This is a genomic window from Nocardioides sp. OK12, from assembly GCF_024341885.1.
GTDB lineage: Bacteria > Actinomycetota > Actinomycetes > Propionibacteriales > Nocardioidaceae > Nocardioides > Nocardioides marinisabuli.
Window position 1 is genome coordinate 171,941 of sequence record NZ_BNET01000004.1, and the last position, 19,393, is coordinate 191,333.

Genomic DNA, 19,393 nt, shown 5'->3' on the forward strand with positions numbered 1-19,393 from the left:
CGCTGTCGTTGGGCGAGGTCGTCGGGACCTCGAACGGCAGCCGTCCGGTCTCGTGGTGGGCGGTGCGGAGCCGGCCGGATGATGCACCGGGGGAGCGCCACCTGCCGCCGATGTCGTCTCGCGTCTCCCGATCAGCTCCGCAGCCGCACCAGCCCTCGCTCCAGGCGCTCGAGCGAGGCCGCGAGAGCCTCGACGTCGTCGGTCCCGGGGTCGAGCGCCGCCCCCACGACCTGGGCCCAGCGACGACGTACCGCTGCGGTGCTGGCTGCGGCGACCTCGGTGGCCCGCAGGTGCACCGTGCGGGCGTCGGAGCCCGTGGAGCGCCGCAGGAACTGCTTCTCCTCCAGACCGCGCACCACCGTGCTGAGGTTGCTGCGCTGCAGGCCCGTCGCACGGGCCACCTCTCCGGCGGTGGCGCCGGGGTGCTGTTCGACGTGGCGCAGCACGGCGACCTCGTTGCGGGTCAGGGGCACGGCCTCGTGGGGGAAGTGCGGGCCCAGCAGCTCTCTCGCGATCGCGGCGATGCGGGCCGCGACGTCGGCCAGCACCCGCTCGTCGTCCGACTCCTGCGCTGTGGTCGATGTCATGGCGCCTCCAGCTTCCGATGAGGGGGACCGATCCCCCAAGATGCTTATGAAACCATAAGCAACTGGAGGGACGGGCTGTGCACGTGGAGACGGTGGTGGCGAAGGAGCGCGTCAGGCAGGACGCTCCGCAGGACCGGGGAGGCGTCGGACGAGCCCTGCTGCTGACGCTCGCACTGCTGGCGGCCGTGGCGCCGCTGGCGACCGACCTGTACCTGCCGGCGCTGCCATCGCTGGCCAGCGACCTGGGCGCCGACGAGACGGGAGCGCAGCTGACGCTGACCGCGTTCCTGGTGGGCATGTCTCTGGGGCAGCTCGTCTTCGGGCCGCTCTCCGACCGGCTGGGGCGGCGGGCGCCCCTCGTCGCGGGCGTGGTGCTGTGCATCGCCGCCGGCGTGGTGTCGGTGCTGGCGACGTCGCTGGCGGTGCTGGTGCTGGCCCGGTTGGTCCAAGGACTCGCCGGGTCCGCAGGGATGGTGCTGGGCAGGGCGGTCGTCTCGGACCTGTCCGACGGCGTCACCGCGGCGCGCGCACTGAGCCTGATGATGATCGTGGGAGGCCTCGCGCCGGTGCTGGCGCCCGCGGTGGGCGGGGTCCTGGCCGGAGCGGTCGGCTGGCGTGGGCTGCTGGGCATCGTGCTGGTGCTGACCGTGCTGATGCTGGTGACGGTGCTGCTCTTCGTGCCCGAGTCGTTCCCGCCCGAGCGACGGGCCGCCGAGCGTGCCGCGCTGAGTGGTCGAGGAGCCGCGTGGCGCGGACTGGGAGCGCGCGACTACATCGGCTACACGGTCGCCTTCGCATTCGGGTTCGGCGTGCTGATGAGCTACATCTCGGCCTCGCCGTTCCTCTACCAGCAGCAGATGGGGCTCTCCGCGACGGCCTACGGTCTCGCGTTCGGGCTCAACGCACTGGGCCTGGTCGCGGTCAGCGCGGTCTCGGCCCGGCTGGTGACCACCCGTTCGCCGTACCTGCTGGCCGCCGCCGGGCTGGTGGCCATGCTGCTGGCCTCCCTGGTCCTGCTCGCGCTCGTGCTCGCCGACGCCGCTGCCGGCTGGTTCGCGCTGCCGATCCTCGTGGCTGTCGCGGCGCTGGGGCTGGTCATGGGCAACGGCACCGCGCTGGCCCTGGCGGCCGTCCCGCACGGGCGCGGGACCGCCTCGGCGGTGCTGGGCGCAGCGCAGTTCGGGCTCGGCGGGATCGTCTCGGTGCTCGCGGGCTTGGGGGAGGGGGCGCTGTCCCTGGCCCTGGTGATGTCGGCGTGCTCGGTCGTGGCCCTGGCCGGGCTGCTGGTGGGCGGCGCAGGCCGGCGGTGAGGTCCGGCCGGCTCGACCACGAGGTTGCTGACGTCGTGGCGGTGCGCGCGTGGCGCTGTCGACGACCTGTCAGGGCGTGACCACCAGCTTGCCGACCAGTCCGCGCCCCTCGAGGTCGGCCTGGGCGGCGGCCAGGTCGGCCAGGGCGTAGGTGCGCGCCACGACCGGACGCAGGTCGCCGCGTCGGGCCAGGTCGACGAGGGTCTCGAAGTGCGCGGGCGTGTGCATGGTCGAGCCGACGAGGGCGATGTTGTGCAGGTAGAGCCGGCGTACGTCGAGCTCGAGCAGGTGCCCGCCCAGTGCGCCGGCGACCACCCAGCGTCCACCGTCGCGCAGCAGGTCCAGGGCCTGGGCGACGAAGGGTCCGGCGACCACGTCGACGACGACGTCGACGCCGTCGGGGCAGGCGGCGGCCAGCGACTCGTGCAGGTCGCCCTCGGTGCGGTCGACGCAGGCGTGCGCCCCGGCCGCCCGTACGGCGTCGGCGTGCACGCCGCTGGTCACCGCCACCACCCGCGCGCCGCGGGCTGCGGCGAGCTGGACGGCCGCCAGGCCGACGCCGCCCGAGGCCCCGGTGACCACGACGGTCTCACCCGCCGCCGCCCGCCCGCGCTCGAGCATGCCGAGCGCGGTGCCGTAGGCGATCGGCAGGGCGGCGAGCTCGACGTCGCTCAGGGGTGAGTCGTCGACCCGGTGGGCGCGGGCGGCGTCGACGACGACGAGCTCGGCGAAGCCGCCGTCGCGCTCGCTGCCCAGGATGTCGACGGGGTGCGCGTCGGGTCCCTCGTGGTCGTAGTGCGCCGGGTCGACGAGCACCCGGCGCCCGAGCAGGTCCTCCGGTGCTCCGTCGCCGACAGCGACCACCTCGCCCGCCACGTCGCCGCCCTGGATGCGGGGGAAGTCGATCGGACCACGCCAGCCCGCCCGGGCGTCCGGGTCGTCGGGGCGGCTGCCGTAGGCACCCTCGCGGGTCCACAGGTCGGTGTTGTTGAGGGCAGCGGCGCCCACCCGGACCAGCACCTGGCCGGGACCCGGCTCCGGTGCCGGCACCTCGCGCAGCTCCAGGACCTCGGGGCCGCCGTGCCTGGTCAGCACCATCGCTCGCATAGTGCGGGGGATCTTGGGCTGGTCCACGTCCTGCTCCTCACCTAGACTTCACTGATCTGTGAAGTCAGCCTAGGTATACCGATCTGTGAGGTCAACATGGACGTGCTCGACCTCGAGCGGCTGACCCCCGCCGCCCGTCGCATCCTCGACGCCGCCGAGGAGCTCTTCTACGAGCACGGCATCACCGCGGTCGGGGTCGACCTCGTCGCCGAGCGCTCGGGGGTGACCAAGCGGACCCTCTACGACCGGTTCGGCTCCAAGCAGCAGCTGGTCGCGGCGTACCTGCTCGAGCGCGACCGTCGCTGGCGCGCCCTCGTCGAGCAGCTGCACCGCGACGCCCCGACCCCTGTCGCGCGGGTGCTGGCACCCTTCGACGCGCTCGAGGCCTGGCTGGACGGCGCTGCCCGCGGCTGCGCCTTCGTCAACGCCCTCGCCGAGCTGCCGGACGACGACCACCCGGGGCGGAGGGTGGTGCTGGCCGAGAAGCAGTGGCTCCTCGAGCTCTTCTCCGGCTCCCTGCGCGCCGGCGGCTTCGCCGAGGCCGACAGCCTGGCACTGCAGCTGATGTGCCTGCACGAGGGGGTGCTGAGCCTGCGCGGCACCGCGCCGGGGGTCGACGCGGTCGCCGCGGCACGCTCGGCAGCGACTCGGTTGCTGGAGGGCTGAGGACACCCTGGGGTCCGGCCCGGCAGACAGGTCCCACGTGGTTCGACACCTGGTCCGACGTCCTGCGGGTGCTCCGTTGCGCGCCCGGGGCACGCGCACGCTGTCGAAGCTGAACGCCTCGGAGCCGGCGGTGTCATGCGCTGGCAGCGGCGGCCGTCGTCGTCAGGGCAGTCGAGGGTCCACGGCGGGCGTCGGGTCCTGCCAACCGGCCGCCGTCTCGCCGGCGCGGCGCAGCCAGGACTCGACACCGCTGATGTGCACCGTCACCCAGGAGCGGACCAGCTCGGCGTTGCCGAGCGACATCGCCTCGATGATCGCCCGGTGCTCGGCCAAGGTGCGCTCGACGCTGTGCTCCTCGGTGAGACCTCGCCAGATCCGCGCGCGCAGCGTACGGCCCGACAGGCTCTCGAGGAGCGTGCTCAGGTAGGCGTTGCCGGAGAGCTCGCTGATGAGGCCGTGGAACATCACGTCGTGCTTGACCAGGTCCTCGACAGAGGTGTCGGGCCCGACCTGGGCCAGCATGTCGGTGAGCCGGGCGATGTCCTCGGGCGTCGCACGCAACGTGGCCATCGCCGCTGCCGTCGGCTCCAGGATCCGGCGGACCTCGAAGAGGTCGAGCACGGTGTGGTCCTGGTGCAGGTCGACGACGAAGGACATCGCCTCGAGCAGCAGGCTCGGCTCGAGGCTGGTGACGTAGGTGCCGTCGCCGCGGCGTACGTCGAGCACCCGGATCAGCTCCAGCGCCTTGACCGCCTCGCGCAGCGAGTTGCGGGAGAGGCCCAGTCGCTCGCTGAGCTCCTTCTCGGGAGGCAGCCGGTCGCCGGGGCGCAGCTCCCCGCTCAGGAGCATGTCCTTGATCTTGAGGATCGCCTCGTCGGTCACGGCCATCCGGTGATCCTAGCCCCAGACATCCGATGTCACTCCGCCGTCGGCGCCGAGCTGGCCGCCCAGGCTCCAGAGGAGGGCGATGCGCGGGTCGTCGCCGTCGTAGCCGTCGGCGACCTCGAACATCGGTCCCACCGTCGCCTGCCAGCGCCGGTTCGCGGGCAGGTCGCGCAGCGCGCGCCGCATCCGCTCGTAGTCGGCGTCGGTCGCGACGTCGACGAGGTGGAAGACGTCGCGACCGTCGCGCCAGATCCTCCAGTCGCGGACGCCGTGGGCGCGCAGCGCCTCGGCGACCTCGCGGGGGATCGACCCGTGGACCTCCTCGTAGTCGTCCTCGCGGCCGGCTGCGAGCACCGTGTGCAGGGCGATGGAGACCATGGTCGCCCTCAGCCCCTGGGCCGCAGGCGCAGGTCGTTCATCCCGCCGTCGACCGCCACGCACAGTCCCACGGTGGAGCCGGCGCGGGGGCTGGCGAGGTACGCCACGGTCGTGGCGATCTCGTCGGCAGCGACCAGTCGCCCGTGCGGCTGGCGGGCGTTGAGCGCGCTCAGCTCGGCGGCCGGGTCGGCGGCCGAGGCGAGCAGCCGCTGGATCCACGGGGTGTCGGCCGTCCCCGGCGCGACGCAGTTGACGCGGATGGCCTCGGGCAGGTGGTCGGCGGCCATGGCACGCGTCAGCGCGTGGACGGCTCCCTTGCTCGCGCTGTAGAGGGCGCGCTGGGGGAGACCGGCGGTCGCTGCGATCGAGCCCACGTTGACGATGGCGGCGGCCGACGAGGCGCGCAGGTGGGGCAGGGCGGCCCGGCTCGTGCGGACGATCCCGAGCAGGTTGACGTCGAGGACCCGCAGCCATTCCTCGTCGTCGTTGGCGCCGACGTCGCCCTGCGCCCCGATGCCGGCGTTGTTGACCAGGACGTCGAGCCCGCCGAGCTCGCCGACCACCCGCTCCACCGCCGCACGCACGGAGGCGTCGTCACCGACGTCGGCGACCACCCCCAGCACGCCATCGGGCACGCCGCTGACGTCGAGGTCGAGTGCCGCACACCGGGCGCCCCGGGCCGACAGCTCCGCCACGATCGCAGCACCGATGCCCGACCCGCCGCCGGTGACGGCGGCGACCATCCCGTCGTACTCGCCCCGGACGGGCGCGGCCGCGCTCATGCCCGGGCCCTGTCGAAGGCGACCATCTGCTGGCGCTGGCGCCCCAGGCCGTCGATCTCGACCTCGACCACGTCGCCCGCCGACAGGTAGGGGAAGCGACCCGAGAGGGCCACGCCCTCCGGGGTTCCGGTGAGGATCACGTCGCCCGGGTCGAGCGCGAGGTACTGGCTGAGGTGGTGGACCACCGTGGCGACGTCGAAGATCTGGTCGGCCGTGGAGGAGTCCTGCCGCGGCTCGCCGTTGACCCAGCTGCGCAGGCCCAGCGCGCGGTGGTCCAGCTCGTCGGGAGTCACCAGCCAGGGACCGAGCGGGCTGAAGCCCGGGCAGCACTTGCCCTTGCTCCACTGCCCCCCGGACACGTCGAGCTGGAACTCGCGCTCCGACAGGTCGTTGGCCAGGACGAAACCGGCGACGTGCGACAGGGCCTCCTCGGGTGAACCGAGGTACGACGCCCGGGTGCCGATCACGATGCCGAGCTCGACCTCCCAGTCGGTGCGGGTGCTGCCGCGAGGGATCTGCACGTCGTCGAAGGGGCCGACGACCGTGTTGGGCGTCTTGAGGAAGATGATCGGGATCTCGGGCGGCGTCGCGCCCGACTCGGCCGCGTGGGCGGCGTAGTTCATGCCCACGCACACGATGGCGCCGGGCCGGGCGACCGGGGAGCCGACGCGCAGGGTCTCGTCGTCCTCGAGCAGCGGCAGCCCGCCCGCGGCCACGGCCGCGGCCAGGCGGTCCAGACCGCCCGAGCCGAAGAACCGGGCGTCGAAGTCCGGGGTCACCGGGCGGGCGTCGAGGGTGCCGTCCTGGGTGACGACGGCCGGGATCTCGGCGCCGACGGGGCCTTTGCGTGCGAGTCTCACGCGCTCTCTCCTTCTGTAGCGGAACCCCGACAGGTCCGATCAATCTCGGAGCTTCACGGGGGAGGCAGCCAGAGAAGCTGCCCTGAAGACCTATCTTGACGGACCAAACATAGGATGTCTACGGTGTGAACCCCATCACGTCCAGGAGTGTGCAGCTGTGAGCAAGGTAACCGCGATGCGGACCGACGACGTCCGTTTCCCGACGTCGACGACCCTCGACGGGTCGGACGCGATGAACCCGGACCCCGACTACTCCGCCGCCTACGTGCGGCTGGAGACCGACGCCGGTGACGACCTCACCGGGCACGGCTTCGTCTTCACCATCGGTCGCGGCAACGATGTGCAGATGGCGGCGATCGCCAGCCTGGAGGGCTACGTGGTCGGTCTCGACCTCGAGGAGACCCTGGCTGACCTCGGGGGCTTCTGGAAGCACCTGGTCCACGACTCCCAGCTCCGCTGGCTGGGCCCGGAGAAGGGGGTCATGCACATGGCCGTCGGCGCCGTGGTCAACGCACTGTGGGACCTGAAGGCCAAGCGTGCCGGCCTCCCGCTGTGGCAGCTCCTCGCTGAGATGGAGCCCGCCGAGCTCGTCGCGCTCGTCGACTTCCGCTACCTGCACGACGCGCTCACGCCCGCCGAGGCCCTCGAGATCCTCGAGAAGGCGCAGACCGGCCGCGACGAGCGCGCGGCCGGGCTGCGTGCGCACGGCTACCCGGCGTACACCACCACGCCGGGGTGGCTGGGCTACGACGACGAGAAGCTCGTGCGCCTGTGCCACGAGGCCGTCGACGAGGGCTTCGAGCAGATCAAGCTCAAGGTCGGCGCCGACGTGGACGACGACGTGCGCAGGCTCGCGCTGGCCCGTGAGGCCGTCGGCCCGGACATCGCGATCGCCGTCGACGCCAACCAGCGCTGGGAGGTGGAGGAGGCCATCACCTGGATGGCCGCGCTGGCGGCGTACGACGTCGCCTGGATCGAGGAGCCGACCAACCCCGACGACGTCCTGGGCCACGCCACCATCGCCCGGGGTGTCGCGCCCATCCCGGTCGCCACCGGTGAGCACATGGCCAACCGCGTGATGGCCAAGCAGTTCCTGCAGGCGGGCGCCCTCTCCGTCCTCCAGCTCGACGCGACCAGGGTGGCCGGGGTCAACGAGAACATCGCGATGCTGCTGCTCGCGGCCAAGTTCGGGGTGCGGGTCTGTCCCCACGCCGGCGGGGTCGGGCTGTGCGAGATCGTGCAGCACCTGTCGATGTTCGACTACGTCGCGGTCTCCGGCACCACGGATGGTCGGATGATCGAGTTCGTCGACCACCTGCACGAGCACTTCGTCACCCCCGTCGTCATCGAGCAGGGCCGCTACCGCGCACCACTGGCGCCCGGAACGGGCGCAGAGATGCTCCTGCAGTCCATCGTGGACCACCGTCATGTCGTCGGCTGAGCGCGACCTGCGCCTCGGGCTGGGCGGCGCGCGCCTGGGCAACCACCTGGTCGCCCTGGACGATGCCGGGGCGCGGGCCGTGCTGGACGAGGCGTGGGAGCGCGGCGTGCGGCTCTTCGACACCGCGCCGCACTACGGGCTCGGGCTGTCCGAGCGACGGCTCGGCGACTTCCTCGCCGGACGGGACCGGCAGCAGTTCCGCATCTCGACCAAGGTCGGTCGTCGGCTGGTCGAGCAGCCCAACCCGGAGGGCGCCGTCGACGACGAGGACTTCCTCGTGCCGGCCGACAGGCGACGGGTCTGGGACTTCTCCGAGGCCGGCATCCGGGCCACGCTCGAGCAGAGCCTGGAGCGATTGGGGCTCGACCACGTGGACGCCGTCTACCTGCACGACCCCGAGCGCTTCGACCTGGGCCGGGCCCTGGCCGAGGGGCTGCCCGCACTGCAGCGGCTCAAGGACGAGGGGCTCGTCGGGGCCGTCGGGGTGGCCTCGATGCGGCTCGACGCCCTGGTCGCCGCGGTCCGCGAGGGGCCGGTCGACGAGTTGATGGTCGCCGGCCGCTACACCCTGATCGACCAACAGGCCGTCGAGGAGCTGCTGCCGCTCTGCGAGGCCCGGGGAGTCGACGTCGTGGCCGCCGCCGTGTTCAACGGTGGGCTGCTGGCGGGCCCGCCCGACGCCGGTTCGACCTACGACTACGCCGCGGTCCCCGAGGTGGTCCTCGACCGGGCGCGCGCCCTCGACCGGGCCTGCCGCGAGGCCGGGGTGCCCGTCCAGGCGGCGGCGCTGCAGTTCCCGCTGCGGCACCCTGCGGTGCGCAGCGTCGTGGTGGGGGTCGGTGGTCCGGCTGAGATCGCTGACGACGTCCGCCTGCTCGAGATCGAGGTGCCGGCGGCGTTGTGGAGCCAGCTGGAGCGGACGGTGCCGTCATGAGCCCGCTCGACGCCCACCTGCACGTGTGGGACCTCGAGGTCGGCCGCTACCCCTGGCTCGGGCCGGAGCACGGCGACCTGTACCGCAGCCACCTGCCCGCCGAGGCCGAGCGCGAGCTCGGCGACGCCGGCGTGGCCGGGGCAGTGCTCGTGCAGGCCGAGGACACCGCCACCGACACGGCCTGGCTGCTCGAGACCGCCGCCTCCCACCCGTGGGTGCTGGGAGTGGTCGGCTGGGTGCAGCTCGACGATCCCGACGTGGCCGCCGTCCAGCTCGACGAGCTGGCGGGGTCCCACCTGTGCGGGATCCGTCACCTCGTGCACGACGACCACCGACCCGACTTCCTCGACCTGCCGGGCGTGCGACGCAGCCTGGCCCGGGTGGCCCGGCTCGGGCTCCCCCTCGACGTGCCCGACGCCTGGCCGCGCCACCTCGACGCGGTGGCCCGGCTGGCCGACGCGCTCCCCGAGCTCACCGTGGTGCTCGACCACCTGGCGAAGCCGCCGCGGGGCGGTGACGACCTCGCCGCCTGGGAGCAGGCGCTCAGGGGCGCCGGCGAGCGGCCCAACGTCGTGGCCAAGCTGTCCGGGCTGCACGTGCCGGGGCAGCCGTTCACCGTCGACGCGCTGCGCCCCGTGCGCGACGTCGCGCTCGACGTCTTCGGTGCCCGGCGCCTGATGTTCGGCAGCGACTGGCCGATGGCGGCCCAGCACACGGCGTACGCCGAGGTGCTCGAGGTGGCGCGGGCGCTGGTCGGGGAGCTCGGTGCTGCCGAGCAGGAGGAGATCTGGGCGGGGACGGCACGCCGCGTCTACGACCTGTCCGAGGGTTCGACCGACGGAAGGAAGCGCGATGTCTGACCTGCTGCTGGAGGCCTCGGGGGTCGCCAAGGGCTTCCCTGGCGTCCAGGCGCTCAGCGACATGCACCTGGACCTGCGCTACGGCGAGGTGCTGGCGCTCGTCGGGGAGAACGGCGCCGGCAAGTCGACGCTGATGAAGCTGCTGTCGGGCATCCACACCCCCGACAGCGGTGAGTTCCGCCTGCGCGGCGAGAGCTACCGGCCCGCCGGGCCGGGGGACGCCCTCGAGAGCGGGGTGAGCATCATCCACCAGGAGTTCAACCTGATGCCGCACCTGTCGGTGGCGCAGAACATCTTCATCGGCCAGGAGCCGCGCCGTGGCCCGGTGCTGGCGGAGCGCGCCCTCAACCGGCAGGCCGGCGAGCTCCTCGACCAGCTGGGCATCCCGCTCGACCCGAGGGCCCTGGTCGGCAACCTGACCGTCGCCAAGCAGCAGATGGTCGAGATCGCGAAGGCGCTCGCGCACCGCCCGCAGGTGCTGATCATGGACGAGCCGACTGCGGCGCTCAACGACGCCGAGGTCGAGACGCTGCACGACCTGATCCGCCGGTTCCGCACCGAGCAGACGGGCGTCATCTACATCTCCCACCGGATGAACGAGCTGTCCGCGATCGCCGACCGCATCACCGTGATCCGCGACGGGAGGTTCATCGACACCCTCGACGCCAGGGAGACCACCATGGCGCAGGTCGTGCCCCTGATGGTGGGGCGCGAGCTGGTCGACGACGCCGAGCCGGTGGGCGTCCGTGCGGATCGAGCGCCGCTGCTCGAGGTCAGCGGGCTGACGACCAAGAGCCTGCTGCGCGACGTCACGTTCGACCTGCGCGAGGGCGAGATCCTCGGGTTCGCCGGGCTGATGGGGGCCGGTCGCACCGAGGTGGCCCGGGCCCTGGTCGGCGCGGACCGCAGCCAGGGGACGGTCACGCTGCGGGGTCGCAGGATCTCGGTGCGCAACCCCGCGGACGCCGCACGCCTCGGCATCGGCTACCTCTCCGAGGATCGCAAGCACCTGGGTCTGCTGCTCGAGCAGGACGTCGCCAGCAACGTGGCGCTGCCCTCGCTCGCCGAGCGCTACAGCACCGCGGGGTGGGTGCGCGGTCGCGGCATCCGGGCGAGCGCCCGCGAGATGATCGAACGACTGCGGATCAAGACCCCGTCGGAGACCCAGATCACCAAGAACCTCTCCGGTGGCAACCAGCAGAAGGTCGTCATCGCCAAGTGGCTGGTCAAGGACTGCGACATCCTCATCTTCGACGAGCCGACCCGCGGCATCGACGTGGGCGCCAAGGCCGAGATCTACCACCTGCTCAACGAGCTCGCCGCCACCGGGAAGTCGATCATCATGATCAGCTCCGAGCTGCCCGAGGTGCTGCGCATGTCGCACCGCGTCGTGGTGATGGCCGAGGGACGCGTGAGCGGCGTCCTCGAGGCGGCCGACGCCACCCAGGAGTCGGTGATGCACCTGGCCACCCGGCGCCAGGACCCGTCCGCCGAGGACGCTCCCGACGACCCGGCGCCGGCCCCAGCACCCGCGCCCGACCACGCCCGCCGACAAGGAGTGACCCCATGACCACCACCCAGAGCCCCACGGCGCCCGTGGCCGACACCGCGCCCCGCAGCGAGCGCTCGCCGCTGCTCACCGCGGTGACCGACCGGCTCCAGCAGCTGCTCGCCTTCGCGAGCCTGATCGTCATCGCTGCCTACTTCAGCTTCGCCAGCCCGATCTTCTTCACCTGGGGCAACATCACCAACGTCCTGTTCAGCACCGTGGTCATCGGTTGCCTGGCCGTGGGTACGACGTTCGTCATCATCACCGGCGGCATCGACCTGTCGATCGGCACGGGCATGTCGCTGTGCGCGGTGATGTCCGGCGTCTTCATCGTGAACTGGGGCGTCCCGCTGCCGCTGGGAGTGCTGCTCGCCATCCTCTTCGGAGGCCTCGTCGGCTTCGTCAACGGCTTCAACGTGGCCGTCCTCAAGCTCCCGCCCTTCATCGCGACCCTGGCCATGATGCTCGTGGCGCAGGGGCTCGCGCTGGTCATCTCCGACAGCGCACCGATCTACTTCACCGACTCGCCCGGCTACCGCAGGATCTCGACCGGCGAGCTCGTCCCCGGCCTGCCGAACGCGGTGCTGGTGCTCTTCGTGGGGTGCCTGGTCGCGGGGCTGCTGCTCAGCCGCACCATCCTGGGCCGCTACACCTACGCCATCGGCAGCAACGAGCACGCCACCGAGCTCTCGGGCATCAACGTCCGACGCTGGAAGATCGCCATCTACACCCTGGCCGGCCTCTTCATCGGCCTGGCAGGGGTGATGATCTCGGCTCGGCTCGGCTCGGCCCAGCCGGCGACCGGGATGGGCTACGAGCTGCAGGCGATCGCAGCAGTCGTCATCGGAGGCACGTCGCTGGCCGGCGGCAAGGGCACCATCGTCGGCACCGTCATCGGCGCCCTGATCATCTCGGTGCTCAACAACGGCCTCCAGCTGCTCTCGATCGCCCAGGAGTGGCAGAGCGTGATCCTCGGGACGGTCATCCTCGTCGCCGTCTACGCCGACATGGCCCGCAAGAAGGAGGCGTAGGACTGCCCCACGACCTCCTCGGGCCGCACCGGCCCCGTGGACGCCGGCGCGTGACCCGGTCGTCCTCCTCCCGTCGCCTCGGGAACCCACCCCACCACCTGGTCCGTCCGGGCCACCAGCACAGAGGAGCAACACCATGAAGATCCGTCGTTGGGCGGCGGCCGCAGCTGCCGGCGTCCTCGCACTCACCATCACCGCCTGCGGCTCGGGCGACAGCTCGTCGGCCGGTACCGATGGCGGCGACGAGCCGTACATCGCCATCGTCTCGAAGGGCTTCCAGCACCAGTTCTGGCAGGCCGTGAAGCAGGGTGCGGAGCAGCAGGCCGAGAAGGAAGGGGTGCGGATCACCTTCGAGGGCCCGGCCGACGAGACGCAGGTGGAGGAGCAGATGACCATGCTCACCAATGCGTTGGCCAAGCAGCCCGCGGCCATCGGGTTCGCTGCGCTGGACAGCCAGGCGGCTGCACCGGTCCTCGAGCAGGCAGCAGGCAGCGACATCCCGGTCATCGCCTTCGACTCCGGCGTCGACAGCGACATCCCGCTCACCACCGCGGCCACCGACAACACGGCCGCGGCCGCCGAGGCCGCCAAGCACATGGCCGAGCTCATCGGCGGCTCGGGCACGGTCGCGATGATCGTCCACGACCAGACCAGCCTCACCGGTCAGCAGCGTCGCGACGGCTTCATCGAGTGGATGGAGGAGAACGCTCCCGACGTCGAGCTGCTGCCCGTGCAGTACGGCGAGGGCGACCAGGCGAAGTCCGCCGACATCGCGAAGTCGATCATCGCAGCCAACCCCGACCTCGACGGCCTCTACGGCTCCAACGAGGGTTCGGCGATCGGTGCCGTCAAGGGCGTCGAGGAGGCCGGTGCCGAGGGCATCACGGTCATCGGCTTCGACTCCGGGCAGGCCCAGATCGACGCGATCGAGTCGGGCCTGATGGCCGGCGCGATCACCCAGAACCCGGTCGGGATGGGTGAGGAGCTCGTCAAGGCCGCCGTCGCCGCGATCAACGGCGAGGAGCTGCCGGAGAGCATCGACACCGGCTTCTACTGGTACGACGAGTCGAACGTGGCCGACGAGGAGATCCAGGCCGTCCTCTACCAGTGAGCACCGGCCTCGTCGAGGCCTGCTCCACGACCTGACGTGGCGTCGGTCCGGGTGTCCAGCCCGGGCCGGCGCCGTGCTCGGCCACCCCCTCGTCCGTCACCTCCCAGGAGCCCCGATGACGCGTCAACTGCCCCGCGCGCACGACCTCGCACCACTGCTCAAGTTCAAGAAGCCGGTGCTCTCGCCTCGTGACCGGCGCCTCGCCTCCTGTCTGACCATCCACGACCTGCGCGACGTCGCACGGCGGCGGACGCCGAAGGCCGCGTTCGACTACACCGACGGGGCCGCCGACGCGGAGGTGTCTCTCGCCCGGGCGCGCCAGGCGTTCGAGGACGTCGAGCTACATCCCTCGATCCTGCGTGACGTCGCCCGTGTCGACACCTCCTGCGAGGTGCTGGGGGCCCGGGCGGCGCTGCCCTTCGGCATCGCCCCGACCGGGTTCACCCGGCTCATGCAGACCGAGGGAGAGATCGCCGGCGTCACCGCGGCGGGCGCGGCCGGCATCCCCTACGCCCTCTCGACCATGGGCACCACGTCCATCGAGGACGTCGCGGCCGCGGGGCCCGCCACCCGCAAGTGGTTCCAGCTCTACATGTGGAAGGACCGCGAGCGCTCGATGGCGCTCGTCGACCGGGCCGCACGAGCCGGGTACGACACGCTGCTGGTGACCGTCGACGTGCCGGTTGCAGGGGCGCGGCTGCGCGACACCCGCAACGGCATGACGATCCCGCCGACGCTCACGCCGCGGGTGGTCGCCAACGCGATCCCGCGGCCGGCGTGGTGGTTCAACCTGCTCACCACCGAGCCCCTGGCCTTCGCCTCGCTCGACTCGTGGTCCGGCACGGTGGGCGAGCTGCTGGACACGATGTTCGACCCGACGGTCACCTACGACGACCTGGCCTGGATCCGGGAGCAGTGGCCCGGCAAGCTCTGCGTCAAGGGCGTCCAGACGGTCGCCGACGCCGCCCGTCTGGCGGAGTCCGGGGTCGACGCGATCGTGCTCTCCAACCACGGCGGGCGCCAGCTCGACCGGGCGCCGGTGCCGTTCCACCTGCTGCCGCGGGTGGTCGACGAGGTCGGGGACCGGGTCGAGGTGCACCTCGACACCGGCATCATGTCGGGCACCGACGTGGTGGCGGCGATCGCCCACGGGGCCCGGTTCACGATGATCGGCCGGGCCTACCTCTACGGGCTGATGGCCGGCGGGCGCCCGGGGGTGGACCGTGCCATCGACATCCTCCGGGGCCAGGTCGAGCGCACGATGCGGCTGCTGGGCGTCAGCTCGCTCGCCGAGCTGGAGCCGGGTCACGTCACCGCGCTGAACAGGTGGGGTCCTCGGTGAGCTGCACGGACCCGGGGACGCCCTCCACCTGGTGGCTCCCAGAGCGTTGACGTCAGCGTCGTCCCCAGGTGCGGTACACAGGTCCCATGTGGTTCGACACCTGGTCCGACGTCCTGCGGGTGCTCCTGGTGGGGCCCGCCTCCTACCTCACCGTCGTGCTGGTGCTGCGAGCCTCGGGCAAGCGCACGCTGGCGAAGCTGAACGCCTTCGACCTCGTCGTCACCGTGGCCCTGGGCTCCACGCTCGCGACCATCTTCCTGAGCAAGGACGTGTCGTGGGTGGAGGGTGCGGTCGCACTGGTGGTGCTGGCCGTGCTGCAGATGCTGGTCGCGGCGCTGACCTCCCGGGTCCCGTTCGCCCGCCAGGTGGTCACGGCCGGCCCGACGCTGCTGCTGCACGACGGCCTGCTGCTCGAGGACGCCCTGCGGGCGGCCCGCCTCACCGGTGCCGAGGTGCGTCAGGCGGTCCGGGGCAGCGGTGTCGGCGACCTGTCCACCGTCGCGGCGGTGGTCCTCGAGAGCGACGGGAGCCTCAGCGTCATCGAGCACGCGCAGGCGGGCGACCGCAGCGCCCTGGTCGACGTCCCCACCCCTGGCTGATCAGCGCCCTCGGCGGGTCAGGGCCGGATGCCCTGCAGCACCACGGAGGCGGTGCGCTCGACCCACTCGTCGGTGAGGCCCTCGGGTCCGCGCACGAGCATCGCCACCAGGGCCGCCCCGATCACCAGCTCCATGACCGTGACGGCGTCGAGGTCGGGCCGGACCGCGCCTGACTCGGCAGCCGCGCGCAGGTAGTCCTCGACGCCGATCCAGCCCTGCGTGGAGAAGCGCTCCAGCAGCCGGGCGTGCAGGCTGGGGTCGGCGGCGGCCTCGGCGATCAGCCCGGGCACGGCGAGCCGGGCCAGGGGAGTGGTGAGCAGGTCGGCCGTCCGTCGCACCAGGGTGCGCACGTCGTCCTCGAGCACGCCGGTGTGGGCGGTAGGAGTGGCGTCGGCGTCGCGGAACGCCGCCTCGTGCACCAGGTGTGCCTTGCTCGGCCAGCGTCGGTAGACGGCGGGGCGCGACGTGCCGGCGCGGTCGGCGATCGCCGCCACCGTCAGGTCGGCGTACCCCACCTCGGCGAGCAGCGCGGTGGCGGCGTCGAGCACCGCGCTGTCTATACGTGCGTCACGAGGTCGTCCGTTGTCCTTGCTCATATCCGTGACGAGTGTAACGTAACCGGGTGTGACCCTCATCACCAGCAGCATCGTGGAGCTCTCCGACCTCGTCGACGCCCGCTACGGCGGCAAGGCGCTCGGCCTCGCCGAGCTGGCCGCCGCCGGCTTCGACGTCCCCGCGGCCTTCGTGATCGCCGACGCCGACCCCGACGCCCTGCCCGCCGACCTGGCGGAGCGCTACGCCCGCCTGGCGCCCCCCGGCAGCGGCACCACCGTCGCGGTGCGCTCGTCGGCTGCCGGTGAGGACGGCGCCGAGAGCTCCTTCGCCGGCCAGTACGAGTCGGTGCTGGGGGTCCGCGACCTCGACGAGCTGGTCGCGGCGATCCGGCGCTGCGTCGAGTCGACCGGCTCGGAGCGGGCCAGCGCCTACCAGGCCGACTCCGGGATCTCGGGGACCATGCACCTGGTGGTCCAGGAGATGGTCGAGGCCCGGGCCGCCGGCGTGGTCTTCACCGCCGACCCGGTCAGCGCCCGACGTGACCTCGCGGTCGTCGACGCGGTCCGCGGGCTGGGCGAGGCGCTGGTCGACGGGTCGACCGCCTCCGACCACTACGAGGTCGACCGCGACGGCGCCATCGTGACCCGGGTGAGCGGCGACCGGCCCGCCCTCAGCGACGCCGAGGTGGGTGCGGTGGCCGCCGGGGCCAGGGAGGCCGAGGCGCGCTGGGGCCGCCCGCTCGACCTCGAGTGGGCCATCGACCGGAGCGGCCGGCTGCGCTGGTTGCAGGCCCGGCCCATCACGACCCTGCCCGGCGCCCTGGACGAGATGGACTCCCAGGTCGCCGGGGCCGACCACGTCTACACCCGCTGCAACATCGGCGAGATGATGCCGGGCGCCTTCTGCCCGCTCACCGCCTCGGTCAGCGGCCAGGCCATCGAGCGCGCCATGCAGACGGTGCAGGTGATCGCCGGCTTCCAGCAGGCCTACCAGGACGACCGGTGGCTCCAGCTCGGCTACTTCTCCGGCCACCTCTTCCTCAACATGACCGAGGGCACGGCGCTGAGCTCGGGCATCTTGGGCAACTCCCTGGAGCAGTACTCGATGTCCATCGCCGGCCGGGTCGTCGACGAGCTGGTGGCGCAGCCCCCGAAGCCGTTCCCGGTGCGGCTGGTCAACACGGTGCGGCTGACGACCTTCGCGGTCTCGGCGGGCGTGGCGATCCGACGGCTGGACCGGAAGCTCGCGGCGTTCGCCACCCCCTCGGCGCCGTCGCCGGCGGCCCTGCTCGCCGAGCTCGACGCGGGCGTCGAGCTCTACGACGAGGCCACCCTGACCCACGTGCGGTCCTCGTCGCGCTCGGCCGTCGCGGCCAACGTCCTCGAGGAGACCGTGGTCAAGGAGGCGGTCAAGGCCGGGCGCAGCGAGGAGGACGGCCGCGCGCAGGCCTCCGCGCTGATGGCCGGCGGCACCGACGTGGAGAGCGCCGTGATGCTCGGCCAGCTCGACGCGGTGGTCGACCTGCTGGCCGCTGACCGGGAGGCCGGGCAGCGCTTCCTCGACGCGAGCCCGGGCGAGGCCGTCCTCGCGCTGACCGGCGACAGCAGCGCGGTCGCGCGCGACCTCAACGCCTTCCTGGAGCGCCACGGGCACCGCGGCTACCGCGAGCTGTGCCTGCGCGACCCTTCGTGGGGCGACGACCCCGAGGGTCTCGGGACCATCATGCAGGCGATGCTGCGCGCGCGCCTGGCGACGGGGCGGTCGAGCCGGCCGGCGCGCACCCACGACGACGCCCAGCTCTCGCGCGCGGTGCGCACCCTGGCCCGGATGGCGCGCAAGGGGGCAGCAGGGCGCGAGGGCACCAAGTCCCGGATGGTGCTCGTCGCCCACCGGCTCAGCCGGGGCTACCGGCTGCTCGGGGAGCAGCTGGCCGAGCTCGGCCGGTTGCCCGACGCCGACCTGGTCTTCTTCTTCCACCGCTCCGAGCTGCCGGAGCTGCTGTCGGTGCCGGACACCTCCGAGATGGTGGCGGCCGCCCGCGCCCGGCGTGACGCACTGCCCTTCCAGGCCCGCCTGGAGTTCCCCGACGTCTCGGTCGGCAAGCCGGTGCCGTTCGTGCCGCAGCCGCCCCAGGGCGTCGAGGACGGCGTGATCGTGGGCCGCCCGGCCTGCAGCGGGTCCGTCGAGGGCACGGTGCGGGTCGCGACGACGGTCACCGAGGCCCAGGACCTGCAGCCGGGGGAGATCCTCGTGGCGCCGGTGACCGACGTGGGCTGGACGCCGTACTTCACCCTGATCGCCGCGCTGGTCACCGACATCGGCAGCTCGGTCTCGCACGGCGCGGTCGTGGCCCGCGAGTACGGCCTGCCCTGCGTGGTGAACACCCAGGGCGCGACCCGGGTGCTGCGCACCGGCGACCGGGTCCGCGTCGACGGCGACCGGGGCACCGTCACGATCCTGGCCCAGACGGGTCAGCCGGTGCCCGAGGAGGCGGCCACCCCGGCGTAGCCCTCGCGGTAGGTGGGGTACGTCGGCACCCATCCGGTGGCCCGGAGCCGGGCGTTGGAGATCCGCTTGCCGTGGGCCCGGGTGGCGTCGGCGGGCGGCGGTGGGGTCACGCCGAGCACGCGGGCGATCTCGCCGGCGACGTCGCCCAGCGGGGCCGGCTCGTCGTCGTTGCCGAGGTAGACGGGCTCGGGCGCCTCGGGGCGGGTGAGCAGGTGGACGGCGGCCGCGGCCGCGTCGTCGCGGTGGATCCGGTTGGTCCACCGGCCGGGGTCGTCGAGGTCGCCCGCGGCCACCTTGTCGACCAGCCGGGAGCGCGCGCCGTCGTAGAGGCCGGAGCAGCGCAGCACCGTGCCGCCCGGCACCCGCTCGGCGAACAGCTCCTCGGCCTCGAGCAGCACCCGCGCCGGTCCGTCGGCAGGGGAGGGGACGAGGCTCTCGTCGACGAGCGTCCCGTCGGGCACGTCGCCGTGCACGCCCGTGGAGGAGACCAGCACCGCCCGCTCGGGACGCTGCCCGGTGGCCTCGAGGGCGTCGAGGGCGCGCCGCATGCCGTCGACGTACGTCGCCCGGTAGGCGTCCTCGGAGCGCGGCCGGGCGGTCAGGGCGACGACCAGGTGCCGCAGCTGGAGGGCGGGCAGGTCGGGGGACTCCCGCGTCAGGTCGACCGACAGCCCGCGCAGCGGGGCGGGCACCAGGTCACCGCGGCGGCGCAGCGCCAGCACGCGGTGCCCGCGCTCGGCGAGGCGGAGCCCGATGCGCGACCCGAGGTCGCCGCACCCGATCATCAGCACGTCTGCGTCCGCGGCATCCACGGCTCGACCCTAGGTCAGCGCTCCTCACCCGCGGCGCCGCTCGGCCCCGAGTTGTGTGCGGCAGGCGTGGTGTGTG

General features: G+C 72.8%; 19 protein-coding genes. 11 read left to right on the top strand and 8 right to left on the bottom strand.

Translation table 11 applies throughout. The annotated features are described in order from the left end of the window. Positions 1 to 131: 131 nt before the first annotated feature. The gene (locus tag OCU29_RS11275) at positions 132 to 587 is read right to left on the bottom strand and encodes a MarR family winged helix-turn-helix transcriptional regulator (RefSeq protein WP_261819996.1); all 456 of its coding nucleotides are present in this window, start codon (positions 585 to 587) and stop codon (positions 132 to 134) included. A 77-nt stretch (positions 588 to 664) separates the two neighbouring features. On the opposite strand from OCU29_RS11275, the gene OCU29_RS11280 reads away from it, so the two are divergent. Beyond that, positions 665 to 1,897 (top strand): multidrug effflux MFS transporter, encoded by a 1,233-nt coding sequence (locus OCU29_RS11280; protein ID WP_261819997.1) that lies wholly within the window; start codon positions 665 to 667, stop codon positions 1,895 to 1,897. Positions 1,898 to 1,966: 69 nt separating this feature from the next. On the opposite strand, the gene OCU29_RS11285 is transcribed toward OCU29_RS11280, so the two are convergent. Next, complete coding sequence (locus OCU29_RS11285; RefSeq protein ID WP_261819998.1) at positions 1,967 to 3,031, bottom strand: zinc-binding dehydrogenase; 1,065 nt, start codon at positions 3,029 to 3,031, stop codon at positions 1,967 to 1,969. Between the two features lie 69 nt (positions 3,032 to 3,100). Between OCU29_RS11285 and OCU29_RS11290 the strand changes: the two genes are divergently transcribed. Continuing rightward, positions 3,101 to 3,670 carry a TetR/AcrR family transcriptional regulator gene (locus OCU29_RS11290; protein WP_261819999.1) on the top strand — a complete coding sequence of 190 codons (570 nt, stop codon included), beginning with the start codon at positions 3,101 to 3,103 and terminating at the stop codon, positions 3,668 to 3,670. Positions 3,671 to 3,832: 162 nt separating this feature from the next. Here the strand turns inward: OCU29_RS11290 and OCU29_RS11295 are convergent, their stop codons facing one another. From OCU29_RS11295 to OCU29_RS11310, 4 genes are read right to left on the bottom strand one after another with little or no spacing between them, the layout of a single operon-like run. Further along, the gene (locus OCU29_RS11295; protein ID WP_261820000.1) at positions 3,833 to 4,558 is read right to left on the bottom strand and encodes a FadR/GntR family transcriptional regulator; all 726 of its coding nucleotides are present in this window, start codon (positions 4,556 to 4,558) and stop codon (positions 3,833 to 3,835) included. 9 nt (positions 4,559 to 4,567) lie between these two features. Continuing rightward, positions 4,568 to 4,933, bottom strand: coding sequence for an L-rhamnose mutarotase (locus OCU29_RS11300; RefSeq protein ID WP_261820001.1), 366 nt, complete (start codon positions 4,931 to 4,933; stop codon positions 4,568 to 4,570). An 8-nt stretch (positions 4,934 to 4,941) separates the two neighbouring features. After that, positions 4,942 to 5,715, bottom strand: coding sequence for an SDR family NAD(P)-dependent oxidoreductase (locus tag OCU29_RS11305; RefSeq protein ID WP_261820002.1), 774 nt, complete (start codon positions 5,713 to 5,715; stop codon positions 4,942 to 4,944). Then, positions 5,712 to 6,575: a fumarylacetoacetate hydrolase family protein gene (locus OCU29_RS11310; protein WP_261820003.1), complete on the bottom strand. Its 864-nt coding sequence runs from the start codon at positions 6,573 to 6,575 to the stop codon at positions 5,712 to 5,714. Before OCU29_RS11310 ends, OCU29_RS11305 begins: the two co-directional genes overlap by 4 nt. A 157-nt stretch (positions 6,576 to 6,732) precedes the next feature. Between OCU29_RS11310 and OCU29_RS11315 the strand changes: the two genes are divergently transcribed. From OCU29_RS11315 to OCU29_RS11350, 8 genes are all read left to right on the top strand, one after another. Then, on the top strand, positions 6,733 to 8,016 hold the full coding sequence (locus OCU29_RS11315) for an enolase C-terminal domain-like protein (protein ID WP_261820004.1): 1,284 nt from the start codon (positions 6,733 to 6,735) through the stop codon (positions 8,014 to 8,016). Then, the gene (locus tag OCU29_RS11320; protein WP_261820005.1) at positions 8,003 to 8,950 is read left to right on the top strand and encodes an aldo/keto reductase; all 948 of its coding nucleotides are present in this window, start codon (positions 8,003 to 8,005) and stop codon (positions 8,948 to 8,950) included. Before OCU29_RS11315 ends, OCU29_RS11320 begins: the two co-directional genes overlap by 14 nt. Further along, positions 8,947 to 9,810, top strand: coding sequence for an amidohydrolase (locus OCU29_RS11325; RefSeq protein ID WP_261820006.1), 864 nt, complete (start codon positions 8,947 to 8,949; stop codon positions 9,808 to 9,810). Before OCU29_RS11320 ends, OCU29_RS11325 begins: the two co-directional genes overlap by 4 nt. Beyond that, positions 9,803 to 11,380 (top strand): sugar ABC transporter ATP-binding protein, encoded by a 1,578-nt coding sequence (locus tag OCU29_RS11330; RefSeq protein ID WP_261820007.1) that lies wholly within the window; start codon positions 9,803 to 9,805, stop codon positions 11,378 to 11,380. The genes OCU29_RS11325 and OCU29_RS11330 overlap by 8 nt, the downstream gene beginning before the upstream one ends. Further along, complete coding sequence (locus OCU29_RS11335) at positions 11,377 to 12,390, top strand: ABC transporter permease (RefSeq protein WP_261820008.1); 1,014 nt, start codon at positions 11,377 to 11,379, stop codon at positions 12,388 to 12,390. The genes OCU29_RS11330 and OCU29_RS11335 overlap by 4 nt, the downstream gene beginning before the upstream one ends. Positions 12,391 to 12,526: 136 nt before the next feature. Next, positions 12,527 to 13,501: an ABC transporter substrate-binding protein gene (locus tag OCU29_RS11340; protein ID WP_261820009.1), complete on the top strand. Its 975-nt coding sequence runs from the start codon at positions 12,527 to 12,529 to the stop codon at positions 13,499 to 13,501. A gap of 115 nt (positions 13,502 to 13,616) precedes the next feature. After that, the gene (locus tag OCU29_RS11345; RefSeq protein ID WP_261820010.1) at positions 13,617 to 14,843 is read left to right on the top strand and encodes an alpha-hydroxy acid oxidase; all 1,227 of its coding nucleotides are present in this window, start codon (positions 13,617 to 13,619) and stop codon (positions 14,841 to 14,843) included. Between the two features lie 86 nt (positions 14,844 to 14,929). Beyond that, entirely contained in the window at positions 14,930 to 15,442 is a 513-nt protein-coding gene (locus OCU29_RS11350; protein ID WP_261820011.1) for a DUF421 domain-containing protein, read from the top strand. Between the two features lie 17 nt (positions 15,443 to 15,459). On the opposite strand, the gene OCU29_RS11355 is transcribed toward OCU29_RS11350, so the two are convergent. Next, entirely contained in the window at positions 15,460 to 16,038 is a 579-nt protein-coding gene (locus OCU29_RS11355; protein WP_179613837.1) for a TetR/AcrR family transcriptional regulator, read from the bottom strand. 28 nt (positions 16,039 to 16,066) lie between these two features. On the opposite strand from OCU29_RS11355, the gene OCU29_RS11360 reads away from it, so the two are divergent. Then, positions 16,067 to 18,505 (top strand): PEP/pyruvate-binding domain-containing protein, encoded by a 2,439-nt coding sequence (locus OCU29_RS11360; protein WP_261820012.1) that lies wholly within the window; start codon positions 16,067 to 16,069, stop codon positions 18,503 to 18,505. On the opposite strand, the gene OCU29_RS11365 is transcribed toward OCU29_RS11360, so the two are convergent. Beyond that, positions 18,469 to 19,317 (bottom strand): NAD(P)H-binding protein, encoded by an 849-nt coding sequence (locus tag OCU29_RS11365; RefSeq protein ID WP_261820013.1) that lies wholly within the window; start codon positions 19,315 to 19,317, stop codon positions 18,469 to 18,471. The genes OCU29_RS11360 and OCU29_RS11365 overlap by 37 nt on opposite strands. Between the last annotated feature and the right edge of the window lie 76 nt (positions 19,318 to 19,393).

Coding starts and splice junctions, on each gene's coding strand:
- OCU29_RS11300 (WP_261820001.1), bottom strand. CDS start 4,933: ATGGTCTCCATCGCCCTGCACACGGTGCTCGCAGCCGGCCGCGAGGAC.
- OCU29_RS11345 (WP_261820010.1), top strand. CDS start 13,617: ATGACGCGTCAACTGCCCCGCGCGCACGACCTCGCACCACTGCTCAAG.
- OCU29_RS11320 (WP_261820005.1), top strand. CDS start 8,003: ATGTCGTCGGCTGAGCGCGACCTGCGCCTCGGGCTGGGCGGCGCGCGC.
- OCU29_RS11350 (WP_261820011.1), top strand. CDS start 14,930: ATGTGGTTCGACACCTGGTCCGACGTCCTGCGGGTGCTCCTGGTGGGG.
- OCU29_RS11275 (WP_261819996.1), bottom strand. CDS start 587: ATGACATCGACCACAGCGCAGGAGTCGGACGACGAGCGGGTGCTGGCC.
- OCU29_RS11340 (WP_261820009.1), top strand. CDS start 12,527: ATGAAGATCCGTCGTTGGGCGGCGGCCGCAGCTGCCGGCGTCCTCGCA.
- OCU29_RS11330 (WP_261820007.1), top strand. CDS start 9,803: ATGTCTGACCTGCTGCTGGAGGCCTCGGGGGTCGCCAAGGGCTTCCCT.
- OCU29_RS11305 (WP_261820002.1), bottom strand. CDS start 5,715: ATGAGCGCGGCCGCGCCCGTCCGGGGCGAGTACGACGGGATGGTCGCC.
- OCU29_RS11295 (WP_261820000.1), bottom strand. CDS start 4,558: ATGGCCGTGACCGACGAGGCGATCCTCAAGATCAAGGACATGCTCCTG.
- OCU29_RS11335 (WP_261820008.1), top strand. CDS start 11,377: ATGACCACCACCCAGAGCCCCACGGCGCCCGTGGCCGACACCGCGCCC.
- OCU29_RS11325 (WP_261820006.1), top strand. CDS start 8,947: ATGAGCCCGCTCGACGCCCACCTGCACGTGTGGGACCTCGAGGTCGGC.
- OCU29_RS11290 (WP_261819999.1), top strand. CDS start 3,101: ATGGACGTGCTCGACCTCGAGCGGCTGACCCCCGCCGCCCGTCGCATC.
- OCU29_RS11355 (WP_179613837.1), bottom strand. CDS start 16,038: ATGAGCAAGGACAACGGACGACCTCGTGACGCACGTATAGACAGCGCG.